Below are 15,548 nucleotides of genomic sequence, written 5' to 3'. Positions count from 1 at the left end.
ACTGAAGTTTCCCAATAATTATTTATGGTAAAATTGAAACTATGCTACAACTATATGAAAAAAATAGTCTTTTCATTCGTTTCAAATGCTATTGCCTAAGGGGAATTAAGTAGGGGTTTGCTATAAACATGGCAAAACCACCTAAAATAAACCTCGATACACCAGCATTGTGTATTTCAGCTACTCAATAATTGGGAAACTTCAGTTTATCAAGCGGCCAAGCTAAAAGGTGACTTATTATTTATTGCAAGTGAAGATGAATATTTGGCCAAGGCATTACGGTCTTCTTATGATAAAGCTCCAGACCCTAAAATGTTAAAGCTCATTCCTGGTAATGCCCATGCTCAACATATTTTTAAAACATCTCAGGCTGATGTTTTGACTGATATTATTTTAGACTTTTTGAAAAAATAGCTCAGTGGAGGATAATGAAGTGTAGAAGGCCTTTACTTTTGCCAGCCCAATGTTTGAATTTCTGGAGCTGTTGAGAAATTATTATGCGGCATTTGATATAAGTATCTTGGCAAAATTGATTTAACCTTTTTAGAAAATGTCTTGATGCCTTATTTTAGTTAAATTGATTTACCTTGGGTACTTATACTTTGCACTGTCTTAGGCACCTGGAAACAAAAAATCTGCACCAATCTGTATATATTATTAAGCCCATACTCCTAAACGGTTTTTTTTGTCAAAAGTTTGATTTATGTCTCAATTTCAGAACATGAAGGTGTCTGCGCATTGTTCTATGTGCTGTAATGCACGCTGGTTTGTAAAAGATAGGGTCAGCAAAGATGAAGTATAGGCTGGAAGAGTATTACAAAATTAATATGGATACGTCTAAAAATGAAAGTATAGACTTATTTAAAGACTGAAGTTTCCCAATAATTATTTATGGTAAAATTGAAACTATGCTACAACTATATGAAAAAAACAGTCTTTTCATTCGTTTCAAATGCTATTGCCTAAGGGGAATTAAGTAGGGGTTTGCTATAAACATGGCAAAACCACCTAAAATAAACCTCGATACACCAGCATTGTGTATTTCAGCTACTCAATAATTGGGAAACTTCAGTTTAAAGAGTGTATTAATTGCGGTATGGTTAAACAACTGAGTGCATTCAGCAAGGATGATAAGGAAAATGATGGAGCGAGTGATAAGTGTATTTTATGTGAGGAACTCTACAAGTCAAAAATGGAACCAATTGATACGGTTCAGCTTATGCGGGAGATTATCAATAACAAATAAAGACAGTATCCCATCATCCTAGAAAAATCAGTTGCTCACGGTTTCTAGCACAAGCTCTTGATTTCACAGCACTTCAAATTCTGCTCGATTAACTATATAGGTGAAGCTAAGATTTTTTTAAGGCTATGTCTGCATTAAGGAGCGGGTATTATTGAATTCTTGTTTGTGTTGGTTAAGTAGCTTCTCATTATCCACAGGCAAGTTTTTTCTGGGGGTACGGGCAGCTTGCCCGATTGTATGGGCGAGCCGCCCATGCCCCTATATAATGAGTAGTTACTTGGCTATCACCTAAGTTATTATTTTTAAATGCCTCTGCCAAACTATGAATATTTGAAACTCTTGGGGTTTCACTCTTACCAACATTTAAAGCAGGCATAGCCTTTATTAAAGTACTGTAAAAGCAATACCTCGCACTATAAATTCGCATTCAACTGATTTTTCAAGGATAAATGTACTATGATGTTAAAACCCATTTTTCTTATTCCTATTGTTATTTCAATAATTAGCTGTGCGATTCCCTTGCAAGAAGGGGCGGAAATTGTTCAGTTAATTTATACTCGACCAAAAGAGGAGGGCTGTCGTTTTATCGGGCAGACATCTGCATCAGATGGTGGAATGGTTTCAGGAGACTTTATGTCGGATGCCAAAATTTATAGGAGTACGGCAAATTTGATGAAGAATAAGGCGTACGAGATGGGGGGCAATGTCGTTTATATAGAGCAGCAATTCAATAAAAATAAAAAGCTGACAAAGACAATGACTAATCAGACTATGCTTGGTTTTGTTTATCAGTGTAAGAACCTTGAGCAGGCCCAGTCAAAAGCTGATCAGTAGTAAGCTTTTTCGCAGTAATAAAAAAAATCTTTCACCATAAAGGACTTTAAGGTATTGATCTCTGCCCTAGATAAGCTTTATGGTGTGTTCTTAAAAACTGAAGTAATAGGCATTGCGCCATATCAGCGCAATTTATAAGTTAAATAAGTTCTGTGAGTAAATAATTATCAGAAACTTCTTTTGGTATGGCAGGGCTAATAGTATTTTCTAATGATTCCTTATTGTTAATAATAACCGCTAGACGTAGGTAATTGGGTGTATAGCCAAATACTTTATGTGTTGTGGCATCAACTTCTTCTTTTTGCCCTTCCCATAAAATTTCTAGAGATTGTCCCATATTTTGCCTGAGAAAATCCTGTTTCATTTGCTCTGCTAACTTGTGTAACTGCTGGCTGCGTTGTTTTTTGATGCTTTTTTGTACTGGGTCTGGCAAGGTAGCTGCTTTTGTTCCGCTACGAGTGGAATAGGTGAAAATATGTATATGTCCAAAGCCAATCTGTTTAATGAAGGCAAAGCTTTCTTGCCATTCCTGTTCTGTTTCACCAGGGAAACCGACGATAATATCCGTCGTGATGTTGATATTGGGTACAACACTACGTGCTTTCTGTGCGATCTGGCTAAATTCTTCAGTTTTACAACGCCTGGCCATACGTTTTAAGACGCTATCTGAGCCACTTTGCAAAGGTAGATGTAAATGGGGCATTAAGCGTGGGTTACTAAATAAAGCAAAGAAGTTTTCTGGTAAGTCCCACGGTTCTAATGAACCTAAACGCAATCGGGGAACATGGGTCTGATCCAGAATCGCCTGAATCAAGTCAGCCAGATTACTATTAATATCTGATCCAAAGCCGCCTAAATGAACACCCGTTAAAATAACTTCTTTAACTCCTTGCTGGACAAAATTATTGATATCTTTAATTATTTGCTGAATAGGAGTGCTTTTTTCTTCACCTCGGGCGACGGTTACAATGCAAAAAGTACAGCGATAGCGGCAACCATCCTGTACTTTGATAAAGGCGCGTTGCCTACCGCGACTAAATAAAGAAATTTCTGCAGGCTCGGTCGACATGGCAGGCATGCTGGGGATGTCTAGTTCCGCCATAGCAAGTTCAACCAGTCGGTCTTTATCCTGATTGCTAACGATTAAATCGACACCTAATAATTCAGCGGCTTCATCTGCTTGTAATGTTACATAACAGCCACTAGCTACAATTTTGGCGCTGGGGTTATCCCTGTGAATGCGACGTATTAGTTGACGAGATTTTCGAACGGCATCTTGTGTGACGGCACAGGAATTAACAATTATCAACTGTGCATCATTCTGTTTACGGGTAATTTCATGACCCGCTTTTTGAAAAGCCTGTGCCCAGCTTTCCAGCTCGGCTTCGTTAAGACGGCAACCTAAAGTTCTAAGGTGTACTAACATTATGCAAAAAACCAGTAAGCAATAAAAATAGCAGAAACAATGCCCGCAAAATCGGCTATTATCCCACAAGCGAGTGCATGACGAATATTTTTAATACCGACGGAACCAAAATAGACTGCCAGTACATAAAAAGTAGTTTCTGTACTGCCTTGCACAATTGAGGATAAACGGCCGGCAAAAGAATCTGCACCATAGGTTTGCATGGTATCCACCATCATGGCACGTGCGCCACTGCCACTAAAGGGTTTCATTAATGCCGTTGGCATAGCATCAATAAAACGAGTGTCTAAATTAGCTTGCAGTATGCCATAGCGTAATGCGTTCATAAGCAAATCCAGAGCACCACTGGCACGAAAAACACCGATAGCGACAAGCATAGCCACAAGATAAGGAATAATGCCGATTGCTGTTTGAAATCCTTCTTTAGCACCCTCTATAAAAGCCTGGTAAGCATCAATCTTTTGATAAGCTGCACTGGCGATAAAAACTATAATCAGGCTGAATAAAATCAGGTTACTAATCAATGCGGACTGAAATAGCATTTCAGCCTGGTTCAGTTGTGAGAAGTAAAAAATAGTTCCGGCAACTAATAATGTAAACCCTCCTACATAAGCGATAATGGTTTTATCGAGTAAGTTCAGTTTTTGTACCCAGGCAACGGCTAATAATCCACAAAGAGTAGACATATATGTTGCTAATAAAATAGGAATAAATACATCAGTCGGGTGGGCTGCACCCATTTGGGCGCGATAGGTAAAGATAGTAATAGGGAATAAAGTGACAGCGGAGGTATTAATGACTAAAAAAAGAATCTGAGCATTACTCGCAGTGTCCTTTTGCGGATTTAAAGTTTGCAATTCTTGCATTGCTTTAATACCCAGGGGAGTTGCCGCATTATCCAGTCCCAACGCATTTGCTGAAATATTCATTACCATTGCTCCCAGCGCTGGATGGTTGGCAGGTACCTCGGGCATTAGCTTGCTAAATAATGGAGTTAAACCTCGTGTGAGTAGGGTAATAAAACCACTACACTCACCAATACGCATAATTCCTAACCATAAGGCAAGCACACCTGTCAGTCCTAAAGAAATTTCAAACGCTGTTTTAGACATGGCAAATAACGCGGCCATGATCTCGCTGAAGACTGTCTGGTCACCTAGGAAGAGTAGTTTGAAAAGGGCAGTGATAAAAGCACTGATAAAAAAGAAAATCCAGATAATATTGAGCATTTGATTTTCAGCTGATAGCCACTTGACTCCTTGTAGCTGGTTAATGACAAAGCGCTAGTATTGTTTCTAATTTGGAAACAAATTAGCAATGGATTACTATATTGTTAGTTTCTTATGTTGCTGTATAGTGAGCCTCAATCGCTGCCAGCCATGGAGAGCGAACGCGAGGGCTGGTAGTCCCCAGAAGGCGTAGGGCCGTTGTTTTGTCGGAATCGTAGCGCTAGCGTAGGTGGAGACAAAATAAAAGGCATTCCGAAACGCCGTCCAGTCATTTGAGGGAGTGTTACGAAGCCAGCACCGAGTTTACGATGGTAGTGGCGAAGTGGCACGTACGCAGGACGTCTGGGGCGCCGAAGGCATTAGCGGTCGCGTTAAGTTTTTGCCGCTTGCTTGGGCTGGGATGCCCAAAACAAGCTTTCGCAAAAATAGCGACTCCCCGCTACTTAAGATTTATATTAATTAACAGAGGCATGAAGTGACGGATTTACAAAAAGATATATTAGTAGGCCTATTATTTGTTGTGGGCATTTTTGCTTTTATTTCAGGTGCGTTTATCGTATCCGCCGCTGTATTTGCATCATCAGCTATATTTAGCAATATACGCCAGACTGTTCAGATACAAGATTAAGGAATAAGCACGAAACAACTTCCCGATATTAATTATTCTTGAGGAATTGCACGGTAATTCCATTTTGGTAAATGTGTATCAAATACAATCGGCATTATTTCTTTGAAGTCAGCGGCATATTTTCGTCCTGTCTCGTATATTTTGTCGAGTATGTGAACAATTGTTGTTAGTCCTTTTGACGTTGATGTTCTAGAAATCAATGTTTTAACTGTTTCAACCGAGTCAAATACAACACCTTCACAAGCACGAGTCACATGAGGAAAAAAACGATGTTCAATGGGATTATACTTGGATAAGGGCAGTGATAAAAGCACTGATAAAAAAGAAAATCCAGATAATATTGAACATTTGATTTTCAGCTGATAGCCACCTGACTCCTTGTAGCTGGTTAATGACAAAGCGCTAGTATTGTTTCTAATTTGGAAACAAATTAGCAATGGATTACTATATTGTTAGTTTCTTATGTTGCTGTATAGTGAGCCTCAATTACTTAAGATTTATATTAATTAACAGAGGCATGAAGTGACGGATTTACAAAAAGATATATTAGTAGGCCTATTATTTGTTGTGGGCATTTTTGCTTTTATTTCAGGTGCGTTTATCGTATCCGCCGCTGTATTTGCATCATCAGCTATATTTAGCAATATACGCCAGACTGTTCAGATACAAGATTAAGTAAATTAAAAGTTTTTATATGTAGCCCCCTCTTAGTTGTACCAATAAACTTGATTTCTCCTCGTTATCTTGTTTATTCTTTATAACGCCTGTTACGGTCCGGTAACAGGCGTTTTTTTTTGCTTTAAATATTTTGTGCATCAGCAGGGCAGGTCTCGCCTAGCTTTACTTGATTGCTTTCTAAGCTTATTGGTGTATTGGAGTTGTAATCACCAGGCTCCAGTGTTTTGCATAGATGCCCAAGGTTCAACCGGACTAAGTGGCTTACCTTTTTGTAATAATTCAATGGAAATTTGATCAGGCGAGCGAATAAAAGCCATGTATCCATCACGTGGTGGTCGGTTGATCGTCACTCCACTATCCAGTAACTTTTGACAAGTACTGTAAATATCATCTACTTCAAAAGCCAGGTGGCCAAAGTTGCGCCCACCGCTGACTGCTTCGGTATCCCAGTTATAGGTCAGCTCTACCAAAGGAGCCTGAGTATTTTTTGCCTGTTCAACATCAGCTGGAGCATTTAAATACACTAGTGTATAACGACCGGCTGCATCTTCTATCCGGTGCGATTCCTGTAGACCAAGTTGCTGACAGTAAAAATGCAGTGAAGCGTCCAGGTCTTGTACTCTGACCATAGTATGTAAATAACGCATGAGTATTACTTATATTAGATAGAAAAGTGTGTTTATTGGTTTTTTACGGGGCATTATAGTTAAACCTAGAAAAATCAGTTGCTCACGGTTTCTAGCACAAGCTTTTGCTTCCAAATTGGAGAGCTTTTTAATTCGGGTCTTAATGATTTAAAATTTCCGGTAAAAAAAACTCGCTGACTAATAGCGGGTGATGATGAATTGCGTAAACGGTCCTTCGCCCCCACAAAGGCTGGTTGATAAAAGCCTTTTGCTGAATTGGAGGTCTCCATTGATTGCATTGCACCTGGGTAATCTGCATAGCCAGACGCTCCAGTCTGGGATAGGGAAAAATAACTTCACCCAGAGGGCGATTTCCTAAATGCGACAGATTCTGTTGTGCGCTACTAATGGTTGCTTCAGGAATAATTGTGCGTGCGAGTACTAGGGGTATATCATCAGCATAAAGTAGGACTTCCCGAGTTAGCGAATATTTTTCAGGATGAGTCTTAAGTAGGCGACTTTCCGATATAAAGGCACGTTGCCACTGATTATTAAGAACCTGTACACGCACCCGCGAGCCATAATAGTCTCGAAGCCGCTGAGTGATAGAGCCCGCTTCATAAATCCAGGATGCCGCAGGTGCCGGGATATTTAAACGACTTTTTAAACGATTACAGAACCAGGTGGGTTCTTTGGGGTATAAACTACTTTTATTGCTCAATGCTGTTAAACCTCTGCATATTTTGTGCTTGTACCTAACCAGCGTTCAATCAGAGGCTGGATATTTTCAGGACAGCATTGCTGGATAATTTTGACTGCTTCTGCAGCCTGATCCAGTAAATCAGTATCACGTTCCAGATCAGCGATTTTAAATTGCATTTGTCCTGTTTGCCTAGTACCCATCATTTCACCGGGCCCACGTAATTCTAAGTCTTTTTCGGCAATAATGAAACCATCACTGGTTTCGCGTAAGATATTTAGGCGTTCACCTGCTGTTTTGGAAAGTGGTGACTGATACATTAACAGGCAGAAACTATCATCACTGCCTCGACCAACACGGCCTCGTAACTGATGTAATTGAGATAGCCCTAATCGTTCGGGGTTTTCAATAACCATCAGTCCTGCGTTGGGGACATCGACACCGACTTCTATCACTGTTGTAGCGACCAGTAAGTCTAATTGATGTTGTTTGAAAGCTTGCATAACCTGATCTTTGTCAGTTGCTTTCATGCGTCCATGTACCAGACCTATGCGCACACTGGGTAATAGTTCGACTAATAGTGATGCTGTTTTTTCTGCTGCTTCACATTGCAAGACCTCAGACTCTTCGATTAGAGTACAAACCCAGTAAGTTTGTCGGCCTTGTTGAGACCAGTTGTTAATTTTAGCCACTACTTCGTTGCGTCTTTCTGAAGAAATGGCGCGGGTAATAACGGGAATTCTACCGGGTGGAAGTTCATCAATAATTGAAATATCAAGATCTGCATAATTAAGCATTGCCAGGGTCCTAGGTATGGGGGTGGCAGTCATGATTAATTGATGTGGTTTGCTGTTTTTATATTGGCCTTTATCTCTGAGAGCCATGCGCTGATTGACACCGAAGCGGTGCTGTTCATCAATAATAATTAGCCCTAACCGAGCAAAAATAACGGCATCCTGAAATAAGGCGTGGGTGCCAATAATTATACCGGCACTTCCGTCAGCAATATCGATCAGTGCCTGCTGGCGTTTTTTACCTTTTAACTGGCCTGTTAAAAAGATAATATTAGTGTCAAATTCTTTAAACCAGAGACTGAAGTTGCGCAGGTGTTGCTCTGCAAGCAGTTCAGTTGGAGCCATTATGGCGACCTGATGATTGCTGCTCAAGGCAAGTAAGGCTGCATAAGCTGATACAACTGTTTTCCCTGAACCCACATCACCTTGAATTAAACGTAGCATGGGAGAGTTACTGGCACAATCGGATTTTATTTCTTCAATCACTCGTTGTTGAGCATTGGTTAAGTTAAAACTCAGGCTATTTAAAAATTGCTGTCTCTGTTTTTGTGTGCATTTTAATTCAGGTGCTTGCCAATGCTTATCAAGTGATTTACTTTTTAATTGACTTAATTGATGAGCAATAAATTCTTCAAAAGCGAGGCGTTTTAATGCAGGGTTAGGGCTGTTTACTAATGCATTAACTGATACCCCGGGCGCGGGAGTGTGTAGGGTATTTAATGCTTGATTTAGCTCAGGATATTGAAACTTGCTTAAAACAGCGCTGGGTAATAAATCGGGAAGTGAATCGGGATTATTATTGTAGAGAGTTAATGCTTGCTGTACCGCCTTTTTGATACTGGCTTGTCGAAGGCCTTCGGTCAATGGATAAATTGCTGTAAGCGTGTCGCTGGTAATACAATCGTCCAGTTGCTGGATAATTTTGTATTCAGGATGAATCATTTCATAGCCTGAGTAACCATCTTTAATTTCTCCAAAACAACTGATTAGAGTTCCTGAACTTAGACTATTGAATTGTTTAGCACTAAAATGAAAAAAACGCAGACTAAGATAGCCTGTTTCATCACTAATCTGGCAGACTAATGTACGTTTACCACGATTTAAGATAGTACTGGATACAATTCTAGCGCAAATTAATGCTGTACTACCCGGTATCAGTTCATTAATTGCTTGAACCCGGGTGCGATCTTCATAACGCAATGGCAGATGGAAAATTAAATCACGTACCTGGCGAATTTTCAGTTTTTCGAGTCGACCTACTGTCTGTCCTCCAATGCCCTTAAGTGACACGACTTCTTGATTAAGAATAGCCTGTGGATCCATGGTAAGAGCTTAGTAAGTGTTGATTAATCTAAGTTATTTGCACGACATATTTTGACTAGTAGTCGGGATGCCAGGTGAGCATATAAAAAACATCATTTCTGAATGTTTCTAGCGGAAACTAGTTAATTGGGTTGCATTTTCGATAAAAAATTTCCTGATTACCCATAACTCTAGGCTAAACGAGGTCATTCCTGCATGCCTTTAACAGGAATCTCGTAGGTTAAGCAGAGATTCCCGACAAAAGACTTCAGGAATGATGAATTTTTTAACGTTCTGATATTTCGAACTTTATTCTGTCATGGCTGAGAGGTGTACGTAATTAAGAATAATTTTGGAATGACGTTTTTTTGTTGCCAGCTAGTTTTATATTTAGGTCATAACACTGGTAACTTGAAGCTTTCCAACAGATTTTATATGGAAAAACGACACCTATGATAAAAAGCCAAAATAAGACAGTTTAATGATATTCAGGAGTTCTTAATTCCATAATGGCATCCATTTCAATACCAACACCTTTGGGTAGGGCAGCAACGCCAACAGCAGCACGAGCAGGGTAGGGCTGGGAAAAATATTCGCCCATTATTTCATTAACAATTGGAAAATTAGATAAGTCAGTAAGAAACACATTTAATTTAACGATGTCTTGTAAATCACCACCAGCAGCTTGGGCAACGGCTGTTAAATTGTCAAAAACCTGCTTGATATGCGCACTTATATCACCACCTACAATTTCCATGGTTTCCGGAGCTAATGGGATTTGTCCCGATAAATAAACTGTGCTGCCTACTTTAATTGCTTGCGAATAAGTGCCGATAGCTTGTGGTGCCAGGTCAGTATGAATAGTTTCTTTTTCCATAGTTAGTCTTAGCCTCTTGTGCGGGTGATTTTTAATACAATAAATAACTTTTTTAACTGGCGCATTATATTTGCTAGATGCACTCTATCTTTAACCGTTAGGGTAATAAAATCAACAGAAACTCGTGCATCCTGAGTAGAAATATTGACGCTTTCAATATTAGAGTCCATTTTTGAAATCGTTGAAGCAATGGTTGCCAAAGTCCCTGGCTGGTTTAATAGTTCTAGGCGTATTTCGGTTGGATAATCACCAGTTGCATCCTGACTCCACTCAACTTCTAGCCAGTCCGTTGATTTTTTACGTCCATCCGCACTATTCCTGCATTCATGATGGTGCACTACAATCCCTTTCCCAGGGTTGAAATAGCCTATAATCGGGTCTCCAGGTATGGGTCGGCAACATTTGGCAATAGTAACCACCATGCCCTCAGTGCCCTTGATTATTAGCTGTGTTACTTTACGGTTTTCGGTGTCTTCCAGTTTTATTGCAGCACTGATATCTTCCTGATTGAGTTGCGTGGCAATTAAAAAGGGCATTTTGTTACCTAGGCCAATTTCCTCAAGTAACTCATCCATACTGGTAAGTTGAATTGCTTGCAAGAGTTGATCTTGCATTTGTTCAGTAATGTCTGTCAGGGACTTATTTATGTCCTGCAATTCCTTTTCTAGTAGGCGGCGTCCTAGGCTAATGGCTTCTTTTTGTTTAAAGTGCTTTAGGTAGGAGCGTATTCCAGTACGTGCTTTGGTGGTGACGACATAATTTAGCCAGAGTGGGTTAGGTCTAGCCCAGGTTGCTGTAATAACTTCTACAGTGACTCCATTTTCCAGTTGAGTTTGTAAGGGTACTAAGCGTTTATCAATACGTGCGGAAACGCAGGAGTTTCCAATGTCAGTATGTACAGCATAAGCAAAGTCAACGATACTAGACTTTCTGGGGAGCTTTATAATGCTACCTTGAGGGGTGAAAACGAAAATTTCCTGCGGGAATAAATCAATTTTTAAATTATCGATAAATTCTAGAGAATTACCGGCTGTTTTTTGAATTTCAAGTAAGTCTCGAACCCATTCAGTAGCGCGAGTTTTAGAATGTATATGTTCTTCATCATCAGATTTATAAAGCCAATGGGCAGCAATACCTGATTCAGACATGCGGTGCATTTGATGAGTGCGAATCTGGATTTCAACAGGGACGCCATAGGGGCCAATTATTATAGTATGTAAGGACTGATAACCGTTTGCCTTGGGTAAAGCGATATAGTCTTTAAATTTACCTGGGATAGGTTTAAAAAGGTTGTGCACAATGCCTAAAACACGATAACAGGTATCGACATCTTCACAATGAATTCGAAAAGCATAGACATCATAAATATCTGAGAACGATAGTTTTTTAGATAGCATTTTTTTGTAAATGCTGTACAGATATTTTTCCCGCCCCTTTACATCGCAAGTAACATGCGCTTGATGTAAGCGTGTTTTTAATGAAACTGTAATTGTTTCAATAATTTCTTTTCGATTGCCACGTGATTTTTTAACCGCATTTTTCAATATGCGATGACGCATTGGATACATAGCTTCAAAACACAATGATTCCAGCTGGTGGCGAATATCATTCATACCTAAACGATTGGCGATAGGTGTGTAGATATCAAGTGTTTCTTTGGCAATGCGGCGTTTTTTATCCGGGCGCATGACTCCCAGAGTACGCATATTATGCAAACGGTCAGCCAGTTTGACCATGATAACGCGCATGTCTCTAGCCATTGCTAAACACATTTTACGGACATTTTCCGCTTGTGCTTCTGCTTGCGTTTTACAATTTAATTGAGTTAGTTTGGTGACCCCATCAACTAACTCAGCAACATCTTCGCCAAATAACTCAAGGATATCTGTTTTTGTTACATCTGTATCTTCAATGAGGTCATGCAGAATAGCAGCCATAACACCATGCACATCCATGCGCATATGTGCGAGAGAAATGGCGACGGAAAGAGGGTGGCAAATATAAGCTTCGCCACTTTTTCGAAATTGTCCAGAGTGGTGTTTTGCACCATATTGATAAGCCTGAAACACTTGATCAATATGAATTGAGTCTAAATATTTACTCAGTAATGTATTGAGTTGATCATAGAGAAGCTGCTCAGGGCTTTCAGTAATTGCTGTAGATTCCTGAGCACTCATTGTTAGTTTAACGCACCGAAGCCCGTGTCTGTAGGTTCTCCAACCTGGTGTAGTAGGTCAATGTTTTCTTTAGTTACATGACCTTCAGCGATTTCTCTTAAAGCAACAACAGTATTTTTATCTTTTCCGCGAGATACAAACTCATCAGCACCTTTTTCCAGTTGGCGCGCTCTTTGAGATGCTAGTAAAACAAGCTCAAAGCGATTTTCAACATTATCTAAACAATCTTCGACGGTAACTCGTGCCATTTTTAAACCTTTAGTGGATATTTTAAAATTTATATAACTTAACCGAATATTATAAGAGACTTTTATGTTCTTATAAAACTTTCCTTTAGAAAAATAGAACTTTAGAACTTTTATTTACGTTGTTTGTTGGGTTTCAGTAGGCAGTAAAGCATATGCTGTTACTGAAATAATGCCGGATATGGGGCTCTTTAGACTCTTTCAAGTCACAAAAGATACGCTCCCACACCTGCATTTAATCATATGAATAGTTGGGCAGAAAACTACTAGCTTTTAGCTTCAAGAGCCGCAATTGCAGGAAGTTCTTTACCTTCTAAAAATTCTAAAAAGGCGCCGCCGCCAGTCGAGGTATAAGAAATTTTATCTTTAATCGCGTATTTATCGATAGCAGCCAGCGTATCACCACCACCAGCAATAGAAAATGCATCACTATCAGCAATTGCTAAGGCAAGGGATTTAGTACCTTCGGCAAATTGATCGATTTCGAAAACACCGACAGGGCCGTTCCAGACAATAGTTTTAGCTGTGCTTAAGATATCCGCATATTGTTTTGCTGTTTCAGGACCTATATCCAATACCATATCATCATCAGCAATATCACTAACTTTTTTGATGGTTGCTACTGCTGTATCAGAAAATTCCTTTGCACAAACAACATCTACAGGTACTGGGATGTCAGAATTATTTGCTTTTGCCGCTTTAATTAATGCTTTAGCATCATCAATTAAATCAGCTTCATAAAGTGACTTACCAACCGAGTAGCCCGCAGCCGCAATAAAAGTATTGGCAATACCACCGCCAACAATCAGCTGGTCAACTTTATTAGATAAGCTTTCCAAAACAGTCAGTTTCGAGGAAACTTTTGAGCCACCTACAATTGCAACTACGGGGCTTTGGGGGTTATTTAAGGATTTGCCGAGTGCCTCTAGTTCTGCTGATAGTAGTGGGCCAGCGCAGGCAATTGTTGCATGTTCAATGACGCTATGAGTTGATGCTTGAGCTCTATGGGCAGTACCAAAGGCATCCATAACAAAAATATCACATAATGCAGCCATTTTTTTGCCCAGCTCAGGGCTATTTTTCTTCTCGCCTACATTAAAGCGGACGTTTTCACATAAAACAACTTCACCTAGGTTAATTTCTATACCGTCAATCCAGTTTTTTTCCAGGCGAACTGGCTTATCTAGGAGTTCTGATAAACAGTTTGCCACTGGTTGTAATGAAGACGCGGGATCAAATTCGCCCTCAGTTGGACGACCTAGGTGAGACATCAGCATAACCGCAGCACCAGAATCCAGAGCAAGCTTGATAGCGGGTAAGCTTGCGCGGATACGGATATCACTAGTAATCAGCCCATCTTTAACAGGTACGTTAAGATCCTGGCGGATTAAAATGCGTTTACCCTTTAAATCTAAATCAGCCATTTTTTTTATAGGCATCGATGTCTCCGTGAATATATGTGTGAATAATATTGGGCTAGTGAGTGAGCCCTAAAACAGAAAAATATTATACCTTAAGTCTGTCTTGTGATTAAATTAAGTAGGACAGGGCGTAAATTGAATTGCGACAGATAAATAATTGAGGTAAATAATGGCTATTGATAATCAGGAATTTAAAAATACTCTTAAACTTTGGGCGAGTGGTGTATCAGTTGTTACCGCGCAATCTGAAGGAGGGGAGTTAGGTATGACAGCGACTTCATTTGCCAGTGTTTCCATGGATCCGCCACAAATTTTAGTTTGCCTTCATGAAACAACGGAAACAGGCGCAGCGATTCTAGAAAGTAAAAAGTTTGCTGTCAATATTTTAACAACAGCGCAAGAGCAGGTATCTAACCAGTTTGCTGGAGGTATAAGCATGGCTGAGCGCTTTAAAAATGTAGCCTGGCATAAAGGTGATCTGGGTATGCCCGTTTTAGATGAATCACTTGCTAGTATGGAGTGTACTGTTGTACAGCAATTTAAAGCAGGTACGCACTGGATTGTTGTTGGAGAAATTCAAAATAGTCAATGTAAAACAGGTGAGCCATTGCTTTATTTTAATTCAGCTTATCAACAGATTGCGAGCTAAGTATTCCGTTCTTATTGCCTAAGGTTGAAAAGTTCGGTCTTAGGCATGCAGATGCTGTAGCGCATTTATTTTTACGCATTTCGCTAGCACATAGAGGCTTCAACTTAGTTTCGAGCTTTAGTAATTTTCGATTCCTTAAGGTGATATTCTTTGACAGAAATACCGTAAGGTAACGCGCAATAAATAACCTACCTTATATTGCGCAGGATTTTTGTTTGTCTTCAAGGCGTAGAAATAGGCGCGTAGCTGGCTACGTATCTATTTCTGCAACGCAGAAGACAAGCAAGATGGGTGGGTTATTTATTGCGCGTTGCCTAAGTAAGGAATGAGGATTTAATAATATCCGAAAGTATCAAATCGGGATAAAAATGTAGCCTGTATGAAGCCTGCGTAATACCGGATGAGAGGAAACTCCTATTTCCCGTATTCTGCTGGCTTCATACGGACTACTTTTTAGTTTCAGATATTAATTAATTTTGATTCCTAAGGAATGTGCACGAAATAACATCCTGAAGCAGCCAAGCTTGAATAATGAAATATCTCCCCTAAATTAAGGTTATCTTAATTTATTACTCAGTGGTTGTCTTATGTCATTTCCTTATAAAAAAAATATCGAAAAGTCGATGAAGAAATTTTATGACTCACTTTGTGAAAAAAATAAGCGACGGTATGCCGCCATTGAAAGTGAAAAATTATCTCATGGTGGCGTTAACTAT

16 protein-coding genes are annotated in these 15,548 nt (G+C 39.6%); 6 read left to right on the top strand and 10 right to left on the bottom strand.

Annotation, left to right across the window (positions count from 1 at the left end; translation table 11 throughout):
- The first annotated feature begins 264 nt into the window (after positions 1-264).
- Together CDZ78_RS21590 and CDZ78_RS00685 are read left to right on the top strand one after the other, a co-directional pair.
- Positions 265-414 (top strand): hypothetical protein, encoded by a 150-nt coding sequence (locus CDZ78_RS21590; protein WP_167374133.1) that lies wholly within the window; start codon positions 265-267, stop codon positions 412-414.
- A 1,288-nt stretch (positions 415-1,702) separates the two neighbouring features.
- A complete protein-coding gene (locus CDZ78_RS00685; protein ID WP_087868226.1) occupies positions 1,703-2,080 on the top strand; it encodes a DUF4156 domain-containing protein in 378 nt (125 codons plus the stop codon).
- A 139-nt stretch (positions 2,081-2,219) separates the two neighbouring features.
- Here CDZ78_RS00685 and mtaB read toward each other — a convergent pair whose 3' ends face one another.
- Together mtaB and CDZ78_RS00675 are read right to left on the bottom strand one after the other, a co-directional pair.
- The gene (gene mtaB / locus CDZ78_RS00680; RefSeq protein ID WP_087868225.1) at positions 2,220-3,506 is read right to left on the bottom strand and encodes a tRNA (N(6)-L-threonylcarbamoyladenosine(37)-C(2))-methylthiotransferase MtaB; all 1,287 of its coding nucleotides are present in this window, start codon (positions 3,504-3,506) and stop codon (positions 2,220-2,222) included.
- Positions 3,506-4,735: a spore maturation protein gene (locus CDZ78_RS00675; RefSeq protein ID WP_087868224.1), complete on the bottom strand. Its 1,230-nt coding sequence runs from the start codon at positions 4,733-4,735 to the stop codon at positions 3,506-3,508. The genes mtaB and CDZ78_RS00675 overlap by 1 nt, the downstream gene beginning before the upstream one ends.
- Before the next feature lie 280 nt (positions 4,736-5,015).
- On the opposite strand from CDZ78_RS00675, the gene CDZ78_RS00670 reads away from it, so the two are divergent.
- Together CDZ78_RS00670 and CDZ78_RS21585 are read left to right on the top strand one after the other, a co-directional pair.
- Positions 5,016-5,198 carry a hypothetical protein gene (locus CDZ78_RS00670; RefSeq protein ID WP_087868223.1) on the top strand — a complete coding sequence of 61 codons (183 nt, stop codon included), beginning with the start codon at positions 5,016-5,018 and terminating at the stop codon, positions 5,196-5,198.
- 12 nt (positions 5,199-5,210) lie between these two features.
- Positions 5,211-5,363: a hypothetical protein gene (locus tag CDZ78_RS21585; protein WP_167374131.1), complete on the top strand. Its 153-nt coding sequence runs from the start codon at positions 5,211-5,213 to the stop codon at positions 5,361-5,363.
- Positions 5,364-5,395: 32 nt separating this feature from the next.
- On the opposite strand, the gene CDZ78_RS00665 is transcribed toward CDZ78_RS21585, so the two are convergent.
- On the bottom strand, positions 5,396-5,761 hold the full coding sequence (locus CDZ78_RS00665) for an ISAzo13-like element transposase-related protein (RefSeq protein WP_167374132.1): 366 nt from the start codon (positions 5,759-5,761) through the stop codon (positions 5,396-5,398).
- A 124-nt stretch (positions 5,762-5,885) separates the two neighbouring features.
- On the opposite strand from CDZ78_RS00665, the gene CDZ78_RS21580 reads away from it, so the two are divergent.
- A complete protein-coding gene (locus tag CDZ78_RS21580) occupies positions 5,886-6,038 on the top strand; it encodes a hypothetical protein (protein WP_167374131.1) in 153 nt (50 codons plus the stop codon).
- Positions 6,039-6,247: 209 nt separating this feature from the next.
- On the opposite strand, the gene CDZ78_RS00660 is transcribed toward CDZ78_RS21580, so the two are convergent.
- The 7 genes from CDZ78_RS00660 to CDZ78_RS00630 all read right to left on the bottom strand — a co-directional run bounded on the left by CDZ78_RS00660 (position 6,248) and on the right by CDZ78_RS00630 (position 14,201).
- The gene (locus CDZ78_RS00660; RefSeq protein WP_087868221.1) at positions 6,248-6,688 is read right to left on the bottom strand and encodes a VOC family protein; all 441 of its coding nucleotides are present in this window, start codon (positions 6,686-6,688) and stop codon (positions 6,248-6,250) included.
- Positions 6,689-6,827: 139 nt separating this feature from the next.
- Positions 6,828-7,388 carry a chorismate--pyruvate lyase family protein gene (locus CDZ78_RS00655; RefSeq protein ID WP_087868220.1) on the bottom strand — a complete coding sequence of 187 codons (561 nt, stop codon included), beginning with the start codon at positions 7,386-7,388 and terminating at the stop codon, positions 6,828-6,830.
- A gap of 5 nt (positions 7,389-7,393) precedes the next feature.
- Positions 7,394-9,484, bottom strand: a complete 2,091-nt coding sequence (gene recG, locus CDZ78_RS00650) for an ATP-dependent DNA helicase RecG (protein ID WP_087868219.1) — start codon at positions 9,482-9,484, stop codon at positions 7,394-7,396.
- 457 nt (positions 9,485-9,941) lie between these two features.
- Positions 9,942-10,340 carry a deaminase RidA gene (gene ridA / locus CDZ78_RS00645; RefSeq protein WP_087868218.1) on the bottom strand — a complete coding sequence of 133 codons (399 nt, stop codon included), beginning with the start codon at positions 10,338-10,340 and terminating at the stop codon, positions 9,942-9,944.
- A gap of 8 nt (positions 10,341-10,348) precedes the next feature.
- Positions 10,349-12,517 (bottom strand): RelA/SpoT family protein, encoded by a 2,169-nt coding sequence (locus CDZ78_RS00640; protein ID WP_087868217.1) that lies wholly within the window; start codon positions 12,515-12,517, stop codon positions 10,349-10,351.
- 2 nt (positions 12,518-12,519) lie between these two features.
- On the bottom strand, positions 12,520-12,765 hold the full coding sequence (gene rpoZ / locus CDZ78_RS00635; RefSeq protein WP_087868216.1) for a DNA-directed RNA polymerase subunit omega: 246 nt from the start codon (positions 12,763-12,765) through the stop codon (positions 12,520-12,522).
- 263 nt (positions 12,766-13,028) lie between these two features.
- Positions 13,029-14,201 carry a phosphoglycerate kinase gene (locus CDZ78_RS00630; RefSeq protein ID WP_087868215.1) on the bottom strand — a complete coding sequence of 391 codons (1,173 nt, stop codon included), beginning with the start codon at positions 14,199-14,201 and terminating at the stop codon, positions 13,029-13,031.
- A gap of 151 nt (positions 14,202-14,352) precedes the next feature.
- Here CDZ78_RS00630 and CDZ78_RS00625 point away from each other — a divergent pair, with 151 nt between their 5' ends.
- A complete protein-coding gene (locus CDZ78_RS00625; RefSeq protein WP_087868214.1) occupies positions 14,353-14,832 on the top strand; it encodes a flavin reductase family protein in 480 nt (159 codons plus the stop codon).
- The last annotated feature ends 716 nt before the right edge of the window (positions 14,833-15,548 follow it).

Origin of the sequence: Bathymodiolus platifrons methanotrophic gill symbiont (genome assembly GCF_002189065.1) — a bacterium.
GTDB lineage: Bacteria > Pseudomonadota > Gammaproteobacteria > Methylococcales > Methylomonadaceae > Methyloprofundus.
This window is presented reverse-complemented; position numbering and strand designations above follow the sequence as displayed.